The organism is Mumia sp. ZJ1417 (genome assembly GCF_014127285.1).
In the GTDB taxonomy this organism is placed as follows: domain Bacteria; phylum Actinomycetota; class Actinomycetes; order Propionibacteriales; family Nocardioidaceae; genus Mumia.
The window spans coordinates 3,686,385-3,701,967 of the sequence record NZ_CP059901.1 but is presented as its reverse complement, the minus strand read 5'-3'; the positions used below and the strand labels follow the sequence as shown (position 1 = coordinate 3,701,967).

The 15,583-nt window shown below is 70.1% G+C and carries 15 protein-coding genes and 1 pseudogene; 7 read left to right on the top strand and 9 right to left on the bottom strand.

Translation table 11 applies throughout. The features are described from left to right. Entirely contained in the window at nt 1-1,368 is a 1,368-nt protein-coding gene (locus H4N58_RS17860) for a glutamine synthetase family protein (protein ID WP_167006314.1), read from the bottom strand. A gap of 165 nt (nt 1,369-1,533) precedes the next feature. On the opposite strand from H4N58_RS17860, the gene H4N58_RS17855 reads away from it, so the two are divergent. Further along, on the top strand, nt 1,534-3,063 hold the full coding sequence (locus H4N58_RS17855) for an amino acid permease (protein ID WP_167006313.1): 1,530 nt from the start codon (nt 1,534-1,536) through the stop codon (nt 3,061-3,063). Nucleotides 3,064-3,158: 95 nt separating this feature from the next. Here the strand turns inward: H4N58_RS17855 and H4N58_RS20465 are convergent, their stop codons facing one another. The 4 genes from H4N58_RS20465 to H4N58_RS17835 all read right to left on the bottom strand — a co-directional run bounded on the left by H4N58_RS20465 (nt 3,159) and on the right by H4N58_RS17835 (nt 7,590). Further along, entirely contained in the window at nt 3,159-3,689 is a 531-nt protein-coding gene (locus H4N58_RS20465; RefSeq protein ID WP_208322932.1) for a phage tail protein, read from the bottom strand. Nucleotides 3,690-3,779: 90 nt separating this feature from the next. Then, nucleotides 3,780-4,748: an NADPH:quinone oxidoreductase family protein gene (locus H4N58_RS17845; RefSeq protein WP_167251402.1), complete on the bottom strand. Its 969-nt coding sequence runs from the start codon at nt 4,746-4,748 to the stop codon at nt 3,780-3,782. A 53-nt stretch (nt 4,749-4,801) separates the two neighbouring features. Continuing rightward, the gene (locus tag H4N58_RS17840) at nt 4,802-6,091 is read right to left on the bottom strand and encodes a cytochrome P450 (protein WP_167251404.1); all 1,290 of its coding nucleotides are present in this window, start codon (nt 6,089-6,091) and stop codon (nt 4,802-4,804) included. Continuing rightward, entirely contained in the window at nt 6,088-7,590 is a 1,503-nt protein-coding gene (locus H4N58_RS17835) for an NAD(P)/FAD-dependent oxidoreductase (RefSeq protein WP_167251406.1), read from the bottom strand. The genes H4N58_RS17840 and H4N58_RS17835 overlap by 4 nt, the downstream gene beginning before the upstream one ends. A gap of 78 nt (nt 7,591-7,668) precedes the next feature. On the opposite strand from H4N58_RS17835, the gene H4N58_RS17830 reads away from it, so the two are divergent. From H4N58_RS17830 to H4N58_RS17815, 4 genes are all read left to right on the top strand, one after another. Further along, the gene (locus H4N58_RS17830; protein ID WP_167006302.1) at nt 7,669-8,262 is read left to right on the top strand and encodes a TetR/AcrR family transcriptional regulator; all 594 of its coding nucleotides are present in this window, start codon (nt 7,669-7,671) and stop codon (nt 8,260-8,262) included. 120 nt (nt 8,263-8,382) lie between these two features. After that, nucleotides 8,383-8,973 (top strand): bifunctional 2-polyprenyl-6-hydroxyphenol methylase/3-demethylubiquinol 3-O-methyltransferase UbiG, encoded by a 591-nt coding sequence (locus tag H4N58_RS17825; RefSeq protein WP_167006299.1) that lies wholly within the window; start codon nt 8,383-8,385, stop codon nt 8,971-8,973. A gap of 17 nt (nt 8,974-8,990) precedes the next feature. Beyond that, nucleotides 8,991-9,623: a (2Fe-2S)-binding protein gene (locus H4N58_RS17820; RefSeq protein WP_167251408.1), complete on the top strand. Its 633-nt coding sequence runs from the start codon at nt 8,991-8,993 to the stop codon at nt 9,621-9,623. An 88-nt stretch (nt 9,624-9,711) separates the two neighbouring features. Next, complete coding sequence (locus tag H4N58_RS17815; RefSeq protein ID WP_167251410.1) at nt 9,712-10,086, top strand: DUF2809 domain-containing protein; 375 nt, start codon at nt 9,712-9,714, stop codon at nt 10,084-10,086. Here H4N58_RS17815 and H4N58_RS17810 read toward each other — a convergent pair. From H4N58_RS17810 to H4N58_RS17800, 3 genes and pseudogenes are all read right to left on the bottom strand, one after another. Continuing rightward, complete coding sequence (locus H4N58_RS17810; protein ID WP_167251412.1) at nt 10,073-10,708, bottom strand: maleylpyruvate isomerase N-terminal domain-containing protein; 636 nt, start codon at nt 10,706-10,708, stop codon at nt 10,073-10,075. The two genes, H4N58_RS17815 and H4N58_RS17810, sit on opposite strands and share 14 nt — an antisense overlap. Nucleotides 10,709-10,739: 31 nt before the next feature. Beyond that, on the bottom strand, nt 10,740-11,216 hold the full coding sequence (locus H4N58_RS17805) for a GNAT family N-acetyltransferase (RefSeq protein ID WP_167006288.1): 477 nt from the start codon (nt 11,214-11,216) through the stop codon (nt 10,740-10,742). A 37-nt stretch (nt 11,217-11,253) separates the two neighbouring features. After that, a pseudogene (locus H4N58_RS17800) lies at nt 11,254-11,838 on the bottom strand (ribonucleotide-diphosphate reductase subunit beta); the annotation flags it as partial. 131 nt (nt 11,839-11,969) lie between these two features. Here H4N58_RS17800 and H4N58_RS17795 point away from each other — a divergent pair. Beyond that, a complete protein-coding gene (locus H4N58_RS17795) occupies nt 11,970-13,634 on the top strand; it encodes a DUF885 domain-containing protein (protein ID WP_167251414.1) in 1,665 nt (554 codons plus the stop codon). Between the two features lie 5 nt (nt 13,635-13,639). After that, the gene (locus tag H4N58_RS17790; protein WP_167251416.1) at nt 13,640-14,554 is read left to right on the top strand and encodes a GNAT family N-acetyltransferase; all 915 of its coding nucleotides are present in this window, start codon (nt 13,640-13,642) and stop codon (nt 14,552-14,554) included. On the opposite strand, the gene H4N58_RS17785 is transcribed toward H4N58_RS17790, so the two are convergent. Further along, nucleotides 14,546-15,556, bottom strand: a complete 1,011-nt coding sequence (locus H4N58_RS17785) for an N-acetylglucosamine kinase (protein ID WP_167251418.1) — start codon at nt 15,554-15,556, stop codon at nt 14,546-14,548. The genes H4N58_RS17790 and H4N58_RS17785 overlap by 9 nt on opposite strands. Between the last annotated feature and the right edge of the window lie 27 nt (nt 15,557-15,583).

Sequence of the window (15,583 nt, the reverse complement as noted above, 5' to 3'; positions counted from 1 at the left end):
TCAGAGCCTCTCAAAGCCGCGCACCCTCTCCCAGTCGGTGACCGCCGCGTCGAACGCCGTCTGCTCCACGCGCGCGTTGTTGAGGTAGTGCTCGACGACCTCGTCGCCGAACGCCTCGCGTGCCACCTTCGACTCGGCGAACAACGTCGCCGCCTCGCGCAGCGTCGTCGGCAGGTGCGGGGCGTCGCTGGTGTAGGCGTTGCCCTCGCACGGGGCGTCGAGCTCGAGCTCCGCGTCGATGCCGTGCAGGCCGCCGGCGATCAGCGCGGCCACGGCGAGGTACGGGTTGACGTCGCCGCCGGGGGCACGGCACTCCATCCGCATCGTGTCGCCGTGCCCGACGACGCGCAGCGCGCACGTCCGGTTGTCCAGACCCCACGCGACCGCCGTCGGAGCGAAGCTGCCCTCCGCGAAGCGCTTGTACGAGTTGATGTGCGGCGCAGAGAAGAGCGTGAGCTCGCGTAGGGTCGCGAGCTGCCCGGCGACGAAGCTGCGGAACATCGGCGACATGGCGTGCGGGCCGTCGTCGTCGGCGAACACCGGCGCGCCGTCGACACCGCGCAGCGAGAGGTGGACGTGGCACGAGTTACCTTCGCGCTCGTCATACTTCGCCATGAAGGTCAGGCTCTTGCCGTGCAGATCGGCGATCTCCTTGGCACCGTTCTTGTAGATCGTGTGGTTGTCGCAGGTCGCCAGCGCGTGGGCGTACCGGAAGGCGATCTCCTGCTGGCCACGGTTGCACTCGCCCTTGACGCCTTCGCAGTACATGCCGGCACCGTCCATGCCGCGCCGGATGTCGTGCAGCAGCGGCTCCATGCGGGTCGAGGCGAGCATCGCGTAGTCGACGTTGTAGTCGGTCGCGGGCGTCAGCTCGCGGTAGCCCTTGGCCCACGCCTCGCGGTAGCCGGTGTCGAACACCATGAACTCGAGCTCCGTTCCCGCGTACGGCACGAGCCCCCGCTCGGCGAGACGCGCGACCTGGCGCTGCAGGACCGTACGGGGTGCGGGGCCGACCGGGCCACGGTGGTGGTCCTCGAGGTCGGCGACGACGAGTGCGGTCGCGTCGAGCCACGGGATGCGCCGCAGCGTGTCGAAGTCCGGGCGCATCACCATGTCGCCGTACCCGGTCTCCCAGCTCGACATCGCGTACCCGCTCACCGTGTTCATGTCGACGTCGACCGCGAGCAGGTAGTCGCAGCACTCCGCGCCGTGCTCCGCGACCTCCTCGAGGAACAGGCGTGCCGAGACCCGCTTGCCGGTGAGGCGGCCCTGCATGTCGGCGAACGCAACGATCACCGTGTCGATCTCGCCGATCGCGATGGCGTCAGCGAGCTCCCCCAGCGTGAGGTTGCCCGACGTCACTCCCATGGTGGCTCCCGTCGTGGTCGATGGCTCGATTCAACCATTGGAGTGCCCGTTTTTTCGAGCGTCAGCCGCAAGTTCAACAGAACTGTGCAGTCAAAGGTATGTCGAGGCCACCAATAGCGGGTCTAGGGTCAGACCAAGCAACGGACCTGCGACAGGAGAGACCAGATGTCCGGTGACAAGCTCACGGCGTCGGGGGCGACGTACTCCCACGCCCAGGACGGCTACTTCGAGAAACGTCAGCTCAAGCGCTCCGCCGGTTTCTGGGGACTCTGGGGCATCGGCGTCGGCGCGGTCATCTCGGGCGACTTCTCCGGCTGGAACTTCGGTCTGGACGCCGCAGGGTGGGGCGGTCTGCTCGTCGCGAGCATCGTCATCGTCGTCATGTACTTCGGCATGCTCTTCTCGATCGGCGAGATGTCGGCCGCGATGCCGCACACCGGCGGCGCGTACTCGTTCTCGCGGGCGGCGATGGGTCCGTGGGGCGGCTTCGTCACCGGGCTCGCCGAGACGATCGAGTACGTCTTCACCACCGGCGTCATCGTGCTGTTCTCCGCGATCTACGCGAACTCGATCACCGACGAGCTCATCGGGCTCGATCTCAGCGACAACATGTGGATCTGGTGGATCGTCCTCTACGCGGTGTTCGTCGGCCTCAACGCGCTCGGCGCGGAGATCTCCTTCAAGTTCGCGATCATCGTGTCGGTCATCTCGATCGGCGTCCTGGTCCTCTTCGCGATCCTCGCCTTCGCCAATGGCGCCGTCGACTTCAGCAACCTCAACAACATCACGCCGGACGAGGGCAACTCCAGCTTCCTCCCGTTCGGGTGGGAGGGCGTCCTGTACGCGCTGCCGTTCGCGATGTGGTTCTTCCTCGGGATCGAGGAGCTCCCGCTCGCGGCAGAGGAGGCGCACGAGCCTCAGAAGGACATCCCGCGTGCCGGGATCGGCGGTCTGATCACGCTGATCGCGACGGCCGCGATCGTCCTGTTCCTCAACCCGGCGGTCACCGGGTCGCAGGAGATCCGCGAGTCCGGAGAGCCTCTGCTCGACGGCTTCCGCGCGTTCCTGTCCGCCGACCTCGCCGCGCTGCTGTCGGCGTTCGCGCTGATCGGTCTGCTGGCGAGCCTGCAGGGCATCATGTTCGCGTACGGGCGCAACATGTTCTCCCTGTCGCGGGCCGGCTACTACCCGAAGTTCCTCTCGCTCACCGGTGCGCGCCAAACGCCATGGGTCGCGCTGGTGGCGGGAGCGGTGATCGGATTTGTTGCGCTGGTCATCGTGGACATCGTCGGCTCCGCGGCCGGTGACATCGTCCTCAACATCGCCGTCTGGGGCGCGGTCCTCGCGTACTTCCTGCAGATGGTCGCTTTCGTGCTGCTGCGGCGGAAGTTCCCCAACGCCGTCCGCCCGTACGTCAGCCCGGTCGGGATCGGCGGCGCGGTCGTCGCCGGAGTGATCGCAGCGGTCACGTTCATCGGCGTGCTGCTCAACGAGACCTACCGCCCGGCCGTGATCGCGATCGTCCTGATCTACGTGGTCATGCTGCTGCTCTTCGCCCTCTGGGGACGCCACCGCCTGGTGCTGTCGCCGGAGGAGGAGTACGCGGTGACCGGCGGTCTGCACGGGTACGACCCGGAGAAGGAAGGAGTCGGCGGGACCATCGAGGACGAGATCCTCAAGGGCCACACCGACTGACCCCCGTACCGGGGTGCGCCTCGCCGGATCACGGGGGGATTCGGTGCGGCGCACTCCCTCGGTCGGGTCACGTCGGTCAGTCGATCCGGCTCGGCTCAGTCGCGACTGGGAAAGACCCCCTCGACGCAGAGGAAGTACGTCATGCCGTCCGGCGCTGCTGCGCGCAGGTCCGGCAGCGCGAACGTCGTCTGCCCGTTGCCGCCGTACGTGGTTCCGAGGAGGGAGAACAGCGCGGTGTTCTGGGCGATCGGCAGCACCTGTCCGTTCGCGGGGACGCCGGTCCCCACGGCGCCGGCGAAGAGCCGCACCTCGCCGATGGTGCACTCGGTGCCCTTCCCAGCGGCGAACGTCCCGGTGCCGTTCCCGAACGCGGTCGTCCCCGCAGGGCCGGTCGCCCCGCGGGGTCCGACGGGTCCGCGCGAACCGACGGGTCCGCGGGTGTTGAGCGTGACCTTCTTCAAGCCCTTTCGGCACTTCCCCGACTTCGTGGCGCTGACGACGACGCCCTTCTTCGTCGTGCACACCTTCACCGTGCGTGCCGTCGTGGCCGCGTCCGCGACGACGACGCCACCGAGCACGAGTGCTCCCGCGCCGACTGTCGCTGCAGCGATCGATGCACCGCGCATCTCACCTCTCCTGTCCGCGGCACCGCGGTCGGGCGCCGCCAACCTGGAGTGTGGAGCGAGCGAGGGGTCGCCCGTACGGATCTTGAGGAGCTAGGGGACGAGCACGACCTTGCCGAGGGCCTCGCGGCTGTCGATGACCTCGAGTGCGCGAGACGCATCCTCGAACGGGAAGCGGCCGCCGATCGGGGGGATCAGCGCACCGGACTCCAGGTGCGCCACGAGCTCCTGCCACTGCGCCGCGATGTAGCCGGGGCGCTTCATGACGTACGCTCCCCAGCCCACGCCGCGGACGTCGAGGTTGTTGAGCAGCAGACGGTTCACCTTCACCTCGGGGATCGTGCCGGCGGTGAACCCGATGACGAGGAGGCGGCCGTCGTCCTTGAGGCTGCGCAGCGAGTCGGTGAAGCGGTCGCCGCCGACCGGGTCCACCACGATGTTGACGCCGTGGCCACCGGTGAGCTCCTTGACGGCGTCCTTGAACCCGTCGACGAGCACGTACGCGTCCGCGCCGGCGGCCACGGCGACCTCGCCCTTGGCGTCGGTGGAGACGACGGCGATGACCTGGCCCGCGCCGAACGCCTTCGCGACCTGGATCGACGCGGTCCCGATGCCGCCGGCCGCGCCCTGGACGAGCACGGACTCGCCGTTGCGCAGATGACCACGCTTGAGCAGCGCGAAGTGCGCGGTGAGGTAGTTGAAGGGCAGGCCCGCCCCCTGCTCGTACGAGACGTTGTCGGGCAGGTGGAAGGTCACGTCGCTGTCGGCGACGGCGCGTTCGGCGAACCCACCGAGGATCGTGAGTGCGGTGACGCGGTCGCCGGTGGAGAAGCCCGACCCGGACGGCGCCGACACGACTTCGCCCGCGACCTCGGATCCGGGGACGAACGGGAGGTCCGGCTTGTACTGGTACTGCCCGCGGCTCTGGAGCACCTCGGGGAACGACACCCCCGACGCCTTGACGTCGATGACGACCTGGTCGGGTCCGGGCTCGGGGGCGTCGATCTCGACGACCTCGACGGCGGACGGTCCTTCGAGTGAGGTGATCTGCACGGCACGCATCCTCGGAGCCTACCTAAGCGTGCGCTTAGTTGTCATCGAGTCCACGGCCTGAGTCAGCGCCCGTGCAGCGTCACGACGGCCTTGTGCTTCGGGACGTGGGTGATGTTGCGCAGCATCGAGACCTCTTCGCCGTCGACGGAGACGCGGTAGCGCGTGAGGACCTCCTTGAGCGCCACCGTCCCCTCCATCAGCGAGAACCCGGCGCCGATGCAGCGTCGTACGCCGCCGCCGAACGGCAGCCACGTGTTCGGCGCGATCGTCTCGTCGAGGAAGCGGCGAGGACGGTAGCGCTGCGGGTCGCCGAAGCTGTCGCTCGACGCGTGGGCGAGTGCAATCGACGGCGTGACAACGGCGCCGGTCGGCAACGACCAGCGGCCGATCTTCTGCGGCGAGGTGACGCGGCGTGCGACCTGGTCGATGATCGGGTGGAGCCGCATCGCTTCCTTGAGGCACGCCTCGAGGAAGTCGCCGTCACCCTGGTCCGCCGCGCGCAGCGCCTCGGCCTGGACGTCGGGGTTGGCGCCGAGCTCGTGCAGCGTCCACGAGAGTGCGGACGCTGTCGTCTCGTGGCCCGCGAGGAGCAGTGTGACGAGCTGGTCGCGCAGTTCGGCGTCGGTCAGCGGCTCGTCCTCGCTGGTCGCCCCGACCTGCAGCAGCAGCGACAGCACGTCCGTACGGTCGGCGAGGTCGCTGACGCCGCGCCGGTCGCGGATCTCGTCGTACAGGAGCCGGTCGACGGCGGCCTGGTTGCCGAAGTATGCCTTCCAGGGGCCGAAGCGGTGCAGCTTCGGGTAGGCCCAGCCGAGCAGCAGCAGCGGCGACACCTCCACCATCCGCATCACCCGTGGTCGCAGCGTGGAGAGGCGTTCCTCGTCGGTCACCCCGAAGACGACCTGGAGGATGATCTCGAGCGTGAGCGCGTTCATCCGCGTGTGCGTGACGAGGCGCTGACCGTCGTGCCAGCGGTCGACTTCCCTCTTGGCGATGACCTCGACGAGTCCGCGGTAGCCGCGCAGCGACGCGCCGTTGAACGCGGGCATCAGCAGCTTCCGGGCGCGCAGGTGCTCGCTCTCGTCGGTGAGCAGCACCGAGTGGTCTCCCATGACGGGGCGGAGAATCTCGTTGCCCTCGCCGGCGTGGAAGTCCTCAGACCTGCCGGCGAACACCTGCTTGATCTCGTCGGGCCTGCTGATCCCGACGATCGTGCGCGGGCCGGGGAGGATCCGCAGGGTGAACGAGTCGCCGTACGTGCGCGAGAGATGGTCGAGGAGCGGGTTGCGGAACGCGATGAACGCCACCGTCTGGGCGACGGAAGGCCAGCGCGGTCCGGGTGGGAGGGTCATGCCGACGCGTTCTCCAGGTCCGCCTTCTCCGTGCGTCGGGCGCGGGTGAACACGTAGTCCTGGTCGCGCACCATGCGGGTGTCCCACCAGTACTGGAACGTGAACTTCGGCCAGATCGTCCGGTTTTTGCCAGCTGCGTCGAGGTACCACGACGTGCAGCCGCCCTGCGTCCAGATGCCCTTCTCGACCCGCGCCTGGATGTCGGCGTTGTACGCGTCCTGGGCGAGCTTGGTCGGCTCCATCGTCGTGGCGCGCTGGCGGTCCATCTCGTCGAGCGAGCGGACGATGTACTTCGCCTGCTGCTCGATCATGAAGACCACCGAGTTGTGACCGAGCGCGGTGTTGGGGCCGAGCATGAAAAAGAGGTTGGGGAACTGGTGGATGGTGATGCCGAGGTACGTCTCGACGCCCTGCGCGGCGAACAGCCGACCCAGGTCGGTGCCGCCGCGGCCGGTGAAGTTGAGGTGATCGAAGGCGTCGACGACGTGGAAGCCCGTCCCGTACACGATGACGTCGGCCTCGTGGAGCACCCCGTCGCGGTCGACGACGCCTTCGGGCACGATCTTGGCGATGCCCGTCGTCTCGAGCGCCACGTCGTCGCGGTTGAACGCCTTGTAGTAGTCGTTCGACTGGAGCACGCGCTTGCAGCCCAGGCGGTAGTCGGGGGTGAGCTTCTCGCGGAGCGCCGGGTCCTCGACCTGCCGGGCGATGTGGGCGTGGACGACCTTCTCGGCGATCTTCAGGAACGCCGGGACATGGCCGTTGAACGTGATGGCGCGCGACTCGAGCACCCAGTAGAGAGCATCGCGGTACACACGGTTGGCGCCGGGGACCTTCTCGAAGATCGCCTGCCTGACCGGGCCGATCGGGCGGTCGTTCTTCGGCAGGACCCACGGGGGGGTGCGCTGAAAGAGCGTCAGGTGTGATGCCTGCTCGGCGATGATCGGCACGAACTGGACCGCACTCGCCCCGGTGCCGATCACGGCGATCCGCTTGCCGGTGAGATCGACCGAGTGGTCCCACTCCGCGGAGTGGAAACGTGCTCCCGCGAAAGTGTCGGCGCCCTCGATCTCCGGGATGTTGGGGATGTGGAGCCCGCCGACTCCCGCGACGAGCACGCGCGCGTCGTACACGTCGCCGTCGGCGGTGTTGATCGTCCAGCGCTCGCGGGCTTCGTCCCAGTGGGCGCCGACGACCTCCTTGCCGAAGTGGATGCGCTTGCGGATGCCGCGCTCGTCGGCGACCTTGCGCATGTAGTCCCAGATCTCGGCCTGGCCGGAGAACGACTTGGACCAGTGCGGGTTGAGCTCGTACGAGAACGAGTACATGTGGCTCGGGACGTCGCACTCGCAGCCGGGATAGGTGTTGTCCCGCCAGGTGCCGCCCACGTCGTCGGCCTTCTCGAGGATGACGAAGTCGTCGCGCCCCGCCTCTTCGAGCTTCATGGCCATGCCCATACCGGAGAAGCCGGTGCCGATGATCACGATATCTTGGGTCATCACGGCTCAGATACTAATGGTATCTGAGCTGGATGCAACACTCTTGATGTCATATTCTTTTTTCGCGAGAGGGGTTCGATGTCCACTCGGGCAGAACGTCAGGCGATGACGCGCACGGCGCTGGTGGCGACGGCGCGCACCCTCTTCCTCGACGACGGCTACGGTGCGACGAGCCTGGATCGGGTGGCGCTCGAGGCCGGCTTCTCCAAGGGGGCGGTCTACTCCAACTTCAAGAGCAAGGAGGAGCTCGGGCTCGCCGTCCTGGACGAGATCCACCGCGAGATGGTGGCCGAGGTCGTGGAGGCCGTGGGGGTCGCTACCACGTACGACGACGCGATCAACGGCCTCGAGGGCTGGCTGAAGGTACGGCTCGGGCAGCCGCGTTGGACCGCGTTGGAGGTCGAGTTCGCCGCGGTGGTGCGGACGAGCCCGTTCGTGGCGACCGAGCTCGCCGCCCGGCACGTCCAGATCCGCGAGGCGATCGCGGCACTGCTGCTCGAGATCGGGCGCCGTACGGGGATGCGGCTCGTGCTGCCCGCCGACCAGGTCGCGCTGGCGCTCCTGAGCCTCGGGATCGGCATGGGGGCGCAGCGTTCGCTCGACCCGACCATCGACGTGCACGCGTTCACCGCCACGATCCGCTCGTTGCTCCTCCCGCCGGAGGCCGGCTGAGCGAGCGCCGTGGCGCCGGCGGAGCTCTGGCGCGTGTGTGGTCACCGCGCCCGACTCGCGTGGCCACCGAGCAACCGACGCGCGCGGCGGTGGGTCGAGCGCGCGAGGCAGGATGGAGGCATGACCTCGACACCGCGCTGGTTCAGCGAGACCTCCGACGGCCACTCGCAGTGGTACATCGAGCGCTTCCGCACGATGGAGCGCGAGGGTGCGGACCTCGGCGGTGAGGCGCGGCTCGTGAACGCGCTCGTCCCGCCAGGTTCCCGGATCCTCGACGGCGGGTGCGGCCCGGGCCGCGTGGGGTCGCGCCTGTACGCGGCAGGCCACGACGTGGTCGGCGTCGACGTCGACCCGGCGCTCATCGAGGCCGCCGCGCACGATCATCCGGGTCCGACGTGGCAGGTCGCCGATCTCGCCACGCTCGACCTCCCCGGTGACCCGTTCGACCTCGCCGTCGTTGCCGGCAATGTCATGGTGTTCCTCGCGCCCGGTTCGGAGCGCGCCGTGCTCGAGCGGCTGCGGGCGCACATACGCCCCGGCGGCCGGATCGTGCTCGGCTTCCGGACCGACCGGCCGTACGGGGTCGAAGCGCTCGACGCGGACGCGGAAGCCGTCGGGCTGGAGGTCGAGCAGCGGTTCGCGACGTGGGACCTCGTGCCGTACGACGACACGGCGGACTTCGCGGTCACGCTGCTGCGCGTGCCGCAGTGAGCTTTCGTACGGGGGGCGTGTCGTCGCTCGGCCCGTACTTCGCGGTCGACGCACTCCCGGCCGACCCAGCGGCCGCGGGGTGGCAACCGCTCACGGACCTGCTCACGCCGGGCTCGCTGGAGGAGCGGGTCGTCTCCACGCGGGAGGCCCTCGGCGGGACCGACGTCGAGGAGCGGGTCGCCGCATCGACGGTGGCGCTCGGATTGTTCTCACGGCTGCTCTCGCCCGCGGTTGGCGCCGCCGCGCTCGGCGTGCCGGCACCGCCAGTGACGCTCGACGCGACGTGGTGGCGTCCGTTCGAGACCGGCCCGTGGCCGTTGGCGGTTGAGCCGCACGCGCGTGCCGTCGACCCGGGTGAGATGCTCACGCCGCTCGTCGAGCGGTTCGCCACGGGCTTCGCGTTGTCGCGCACGGTCCTGTGGGGCAACGCGACGTCGGCACTCTTCGGAGCGGTGGCCGCGCTCCGCTCCATGCATCCACAGCTCGCGCCGTCAGCCGCCACGTACGCGTCGGCGGTTCTCGCCCGCGCCCCGTTCGCCGGCACCGGTGACGTCGTACGAGGCAGGTTCGTACGCAGGTCGTGCTGCCTCTACTACCGCGTCCCGGGCGGCGGCTACTGCGGCGACTGCGTCCTCACCCAACCCCAGTGAGCCCCGTGTGCGGTCGATCGGTGTCACCGGGGAGCACCGATCGAAGCACAAGCGCCGCGACCCCTGGCCCGCCTAACATCTCGACCCGATGAGTCCTCGAACCGCGATGTCCGTCGCCATCTTCGGTGTGGTCGCGGCTGGGCTGGCCGCACGAGCCGTCCTTCCCGCACCGATTGCGGGACCAGCCGGTGACGCGCTCTACGCGACCCTGGTCGTCTTGCTCGTGGTGGCGGTCCGGCCAACTACGCCGCCGCCCGTGGCTGCGCTCGTCGGGTTCGCGGTGTGCGTCGCCGTCGAGCTCTTCCAGCTCACCGGCATCCCGGTCGCGGTGGCGGAGCACGTGCCAGCCGCACGGCTCGTGCTGGGGACAACGTTCTGGGCGCCTGACCTGCTTCGGTACGCCGTAGGGGCGGCCGTCGGCGGCGTGCTCTGCAGCGTTGTCGGGCAGCTCAGAACGCGCTGATCGCCTCCGGCATCCGCTCGCTCCGCGTCAGCGCGCTGGTGAGCGCCGCCTGCCCGTGGCGCTCGGCGGCGAGCTGGACGAGGAGATAGACGACCGGCAGATAGGCGTCGTCGGGGAACTCAGGCGTCGGCAGGTCGATGCTGCGGGCGAGGTCGTCGGTGTGGACGACGATCTCGAGCATCCGCGTCAGCAGGAAGTCGGAGCGCGTCAGGCTCCAGCCCTGCCACGGGATCGCGACCACGTCAGCGACCTCGCCGTCCTCGAGGAGCCGCTCGACGTTCGCGAGCGCCGCAGCGCATCGGACCTCAAGCGCTTCGAAGCCAAGGGCCGCCTCCTGCTCGTCGCGCGTGCGGTCGTGCGCGGGGTCGTCGAGGCTCGTCGCGGTCACCCACGCGGCACGACGGTAGTGCTCGGCCGTGTCCGGCAGCGGTGACGTGGCGCCGTCGACCCCAAGGAGGTCACCGGCAGCGACGGTCTGCCGCCCGAGGTGGCACGCGAGCATCCCCACCGTCATCCTCGGCAACGCGCTCGGTTCGCCCCACTTCGCTGCGACCTCGGGCCGCGTGAGGAGAGCAGCGGCGATGTGGGCGGCGGTCACGAACGCGGCATCTCGTGGATCCATGACACGCGATCCTAGGCGTGCGGGGCGGAGCTCAGACGTCCTTCACGTACCGGCGGCACAGCACTGCGAACCGCCCGCCGGCCACCTCCGCCTCGTACGCGAAGCCTTCGGCGTCGATCCACCCGCACCGCTCGTAGAAGCGGCGCGCCCGCGCGTTGCCCGGGGCCACCGCGAGCCACGCCTGTGGGTTTCCCGCCGCCGCGACCCGACGCTCGGCCTCCGCGAGCAGGGCCGATGCCACGTCGCTGCCACGGAACGCGCGGTCGACGTACACCTGCTCGACCTCGTCGCCGGCGACCATGACGAACCCCGCCACGTCGTCCCCGACCACCGCGACGGTCGTGTCAGGCACGCGCGCGAGCGACCGTTCCTCGAACGACGCCCGTGTCCGCGCGGCGACCAGCGCCTCCGGGACCTGGCCGAGGTGCCCGTCTCCCCAGCCTTCGTGCCAGATCGCCGCGACCGCCGCTGCGTCCTCCGTGCGGGCGGGACGCAGCTGCGGGGTCATCCCGTCAGGCTAGGTGGTGCTGTGCGCCCAGCACTCATCAGTGCGCCCGCGCGTTGACCTCGTACGAGGTGTTGGTCGACTCGAAGAGTTCACCAGCTGCAAGGAGTCGTTCGCGGTCGCCATCCACTTCGCTTGATTCGCGGCGCGGTAGTGCGGCTCGAATTGAGCCCGAGGATCCCGCCGGGCAGCAGGTCGCGGTTGTACGCCTCCTCCATCTCCACCGCATCGAGGATCATCTGCCGGATCTCGTCGGCGAACTCAGGCGTCGCCACATCGGGGTTCTCGTCGAGCACGGTGAGGATGAGGTTGATCCCGAACTTCAGGCGCAGGCTCTCGTCACGCACGATCCAGTGCCCTCCAGGATCACGTTTTACGCGATGAGGTTGCGGACGAAGTCCTGCTTGCCTGCGGTGGTCGTGAGGGCGCGGGTCTGCTCGGTCATCCGCGTGATGTCACGGACCTCGAACGCCTCCTTCGCCGCCATCGACGGCACCTCGACGTGAGAGGCATACGCGAACGACATGCAGTGGTTCGCCTCCTCCCACATCTGCTTCGCGAGATAGAGGTGGCACTCCGCGGCGTTGACGTACGGGTAGACGCCAAACGCGAGCGCCTTGTTGACCGTACGGAGAAGTCGGCACCTTCGAACCAGGTCGCCCCACGATTTGACGCCTCATCCACCGGTTCGACGCCGAACAACGTGGATAACCGCGCAAATCGTGGGGCGGGCGGGGGAGTGGGTACCTTCGGTCCATGAGTGACTCCACCCCCCGTACGACCACGCCCATGGACCAGCTCGCCGACGCATGGCTCATCGAGATGCTCGATCTCAACCCCGAGCTGCACGTCGAGCTCGGCCGGCCGGGTCGCGAGGGGGAGTACACCGACTTCTCCCCCGAGGGCGCCGAGGCCCACGCCGAGGCCGCGCGCCGGGCGCTCGCCCGCGTCCGTACGACCGAGGTGCGCGACGAGACCGACGCGATCACGCGCGACGAGCTCATCCGTACGCTCGAGCTCGAGGTGGAGCAGCACGACGCCGGCAACTGGCGGCGCGACCTCAACGTCATCGCGTCGCCCGCGCAGAGCGTCCGCGAGATCTTCGACCTGATGCCGACCGAGTCCGAGGCCGACTGGGAGCACGTCGCGAAGCGGCTCGGCAACGTTCCGACAGCCCTCGGCGGATACGTCGCGTCGTTGCGCGCCGGCATCTCCGCAGGCGACATCCCGGCCGTACGACAGGTCCGTGAGGTCGCGGAGCAGGCGCGCACCTACGCGGCGCCGGACGGGTTCTTCGGCGCCCTCGTCGCGAACCCCGCCGCGCCTGGGGGGCTGCGTGCAGACCTCGAGCGCGGGGCGCGTGCGGCCGCCGAGGCGTACGGAGAGCTCGCGACGTTCCTGTCCGACGAGCTCGCCCCGGTGGCGCCGACCGACGACGCGGCGGGGCGGGAGCGCTACGCGCTGGCGTCGCGCGGCTTCGTCGGCGTGCAGATCGACCTCGACGAGACCTACGCCTGGGGCGTCGAGGAGCTCGCGCGCATGGTCGCCGAGCAGGAGGTGGTCGCCGACCAGATCTTCCCGGGCGCCACCGTCGCCGAGGCCGTCGCGTACCTCGAGGCGGACGAGGCCCGTCGCCTGCACGGCACCGACGCGTTGCGCGAGTGGATGCAGGCGGCGAGCGACCGCGCCGTCCTCGAGCTGGGGGCGACGCACTTCGACATCCCCGACCCGCTGCGCACGCTGGAGTGCCTGATCGCGCCGACGCAGGAAGGCGGCATCTACTACACGGGGCCGACGGAGGACTTCTCGCGGCCGGGCCGGATGTGGTGGTCCGTGCCCGAGGGAGTCACGGAGTTCGACACGTGGCGTGAGCTCACCACCGTCTACCACGAGGGCGTGCCGGGGCACCACCTCCAGGTCGGGCTCGCCACCTACAACAGCGCCGAGCTCAACGCCTGGCGCCGGCTCAACTGGAACTCCGGGCACGGCGAGGGCTGGGCCCTGTACGCCGAGCGGCTGATGGCTGATCTCGGCTACCTCGACGACCCTGCGGACCGTCTCGGCATGCTCGACGGGCAGCGGATGCGCGCCGCGCGCGTCGTCGTCGACCTCGGGGTGCACCTCGGGCTGCCCAAGCCCGACGGCTCCGGGCCCTGGACCGGCGACGACGCGCTGCCGTTCATGCTCGAGCACGTCAACATGAGCGAGGCGTTCGTCCGGTTCGAGGTCAACCGCTACCTCGGCTGGCCCGGTCAGGCGCCCTCGTACAAGGTCGGGCAGCGGCTGTGGGAGCAGCTGCGCGACGACTGGGTCGCGGCCAACGGCGCAGACGGCGCGGATCTCAAGGACTTCCACCGTCGCGCGCTCGCCGTCGGCAGCATCGGGCTCGGCACGCTGCGTCGGTCGCTGCTGGGGGAGTAGCAGCCGTGATCACGGTGCTCCCCGCGGCCGCCGACGACCGCACCCGCGTCCTCGACCTGCTGCGCGCTGGGCTCGCTCGCGACGCGGGCGACGATGGCGCCGGCCTCGAGAAGCTGCTGTGGGGTGACCCGGACGACCACGGCCTGGCCATCCTCGCCGAGCGCGACGGTGAGCTCGTCGGCGCCGCCTTCGGGAGCGTGGCCGAGCGCGACGGGGCGCTGCGCGCGTACGTGAAGGTTGTCGCCGTGGCCGACGGTCACCGGCGTTCGGGCATTGGCAGGCTGCTCCTGAGCGCGCTCGAGGACGCGGCGCGTGCGCGCGGTGCGACTGACCTCCAGGCCGGCGGCAGCGCACCGGCGTACTGGTGGCCGGGGGTCGACACCGCCGACCACGAGGCGACCGCGTTCTTCCTCGCCTGCGGGTACGAACCGCCCGGCGACTCCGTGGCGACCAACCTTGACGTCGACCTCGTGGCGCACCGCGACCTGATCACCGAACCGCCCCCGCCAAAGGTGCCGATGCGCCGCCTGACGCCTGAGGAGTGGCCGGCGTTCGAGGCGTGGATGATGCAGACGTGGGGCGAGACGTGGGCCGCGGAGGCCGGGGGAGCGCTGCGGCGCCGGCCGGTCAGCTGCTTCGTGACAGTCGAGGACGGCGTCTACCTCGGCTTCGCTGCGTACGACACCAACCGGGCGGGTTGGTTCGGGCCGATGGGCTCGTCCCCGACGGCCCGCGGACGAGGCGTCGGCTCGGCGCTCCTGCGGGCCTGCCTGTCGGACTACCTCGCCGCCGGGCGCACGACCTGCGAGATCGCCTGGGTCGGTCCGGTCGACTTCTATGCCCGGACCGTCGGCGCCGAGCTCGGCCGTACGTTCGTCGCGTTGCGCAAGCCGCTGACCGGCATCCCCGCGTCAGCGTAGGTCGGCGAGGCTGCGCACGACCCGCGCGAAGACCGCTTCGTCGACGGTCGCGCCGCTCTCGCGCAAGGCGAGGACGGCGGCGCCCGCGGTGCCCTCCTCGACGAGGTGCGCCGAGCCCGTACGCCCGCGGGCGCGCCACGCCTTCTCGACGGCCCGCGCCGCCGTCTCCTGACGGAGCAGGACGCTGCCCCCGAGGACGAGAGGACCGTCGACGTCCTGATCGATGGCGGCGACGATCGTCCGCGACAGGGCGGTGGTGGTCTCGTCCACGATCGCGCGGGCGACCGGGTCCGCCGGGTCGGCGAAGGCCAGCGGGGCGAACTGGGCGAGGCGGACCGGACGCATCGCATAGACGACGTCGACGAGCTCCTCCAGTACCGGCAGCCGTGGTCCGGTCGCCGTGGTCGCCGTGCCGGCCGCCGCGGAGAGCCCGAGCCTCTCGAGCAGCGCCGGTGTCATCGGCGTGGCCGGTCCGCGGCCGTCAAGGTCGGCGACCACGGCGCGGGTGACCGCGTGCCCGATCGAGAACCCCGACCCGGCATCGCCGAGCAGCCAGCCCATGCCGTCGACGACGTGCTCGACAACCCCGTCGCGGACCCGGATCGCGGCGGCGCCCGTCCCGGCGACCATCGCGTAGCCGTCGAGCGCAGGAGTCCCCGCGCAGTACATCGCCAGCAGGTCGGAGCGCAGGGCGAGCGGCGCGTGGATCCCGCACGCGGCGAGCGCGTCCACGAGCACCCGGTTGCGGGGGTCGTCGGCCGCCAGGTGCGTCGCCGCCCCGGCCATCGCGATCGTCGTCGAGGCGATCGTCGAGGGGTCGGCGCCCGCTCCCGCGATCGCGCCCTGGACCGCCGTGCTCAACGACTCCGCCGCCTCGCCAGGACCCGACGAGACCGGGTTGCCGCCCCCGGCCCTCCCGTACCCGAGCGTGCGGCCGCTGGTGTCCACCACGATCGCGCGCGTGGACGTGCCACCGGCGTCGACGGCGAGGAGCACCGGCATCGTTACTGATCCGATACCGCGTGTGAT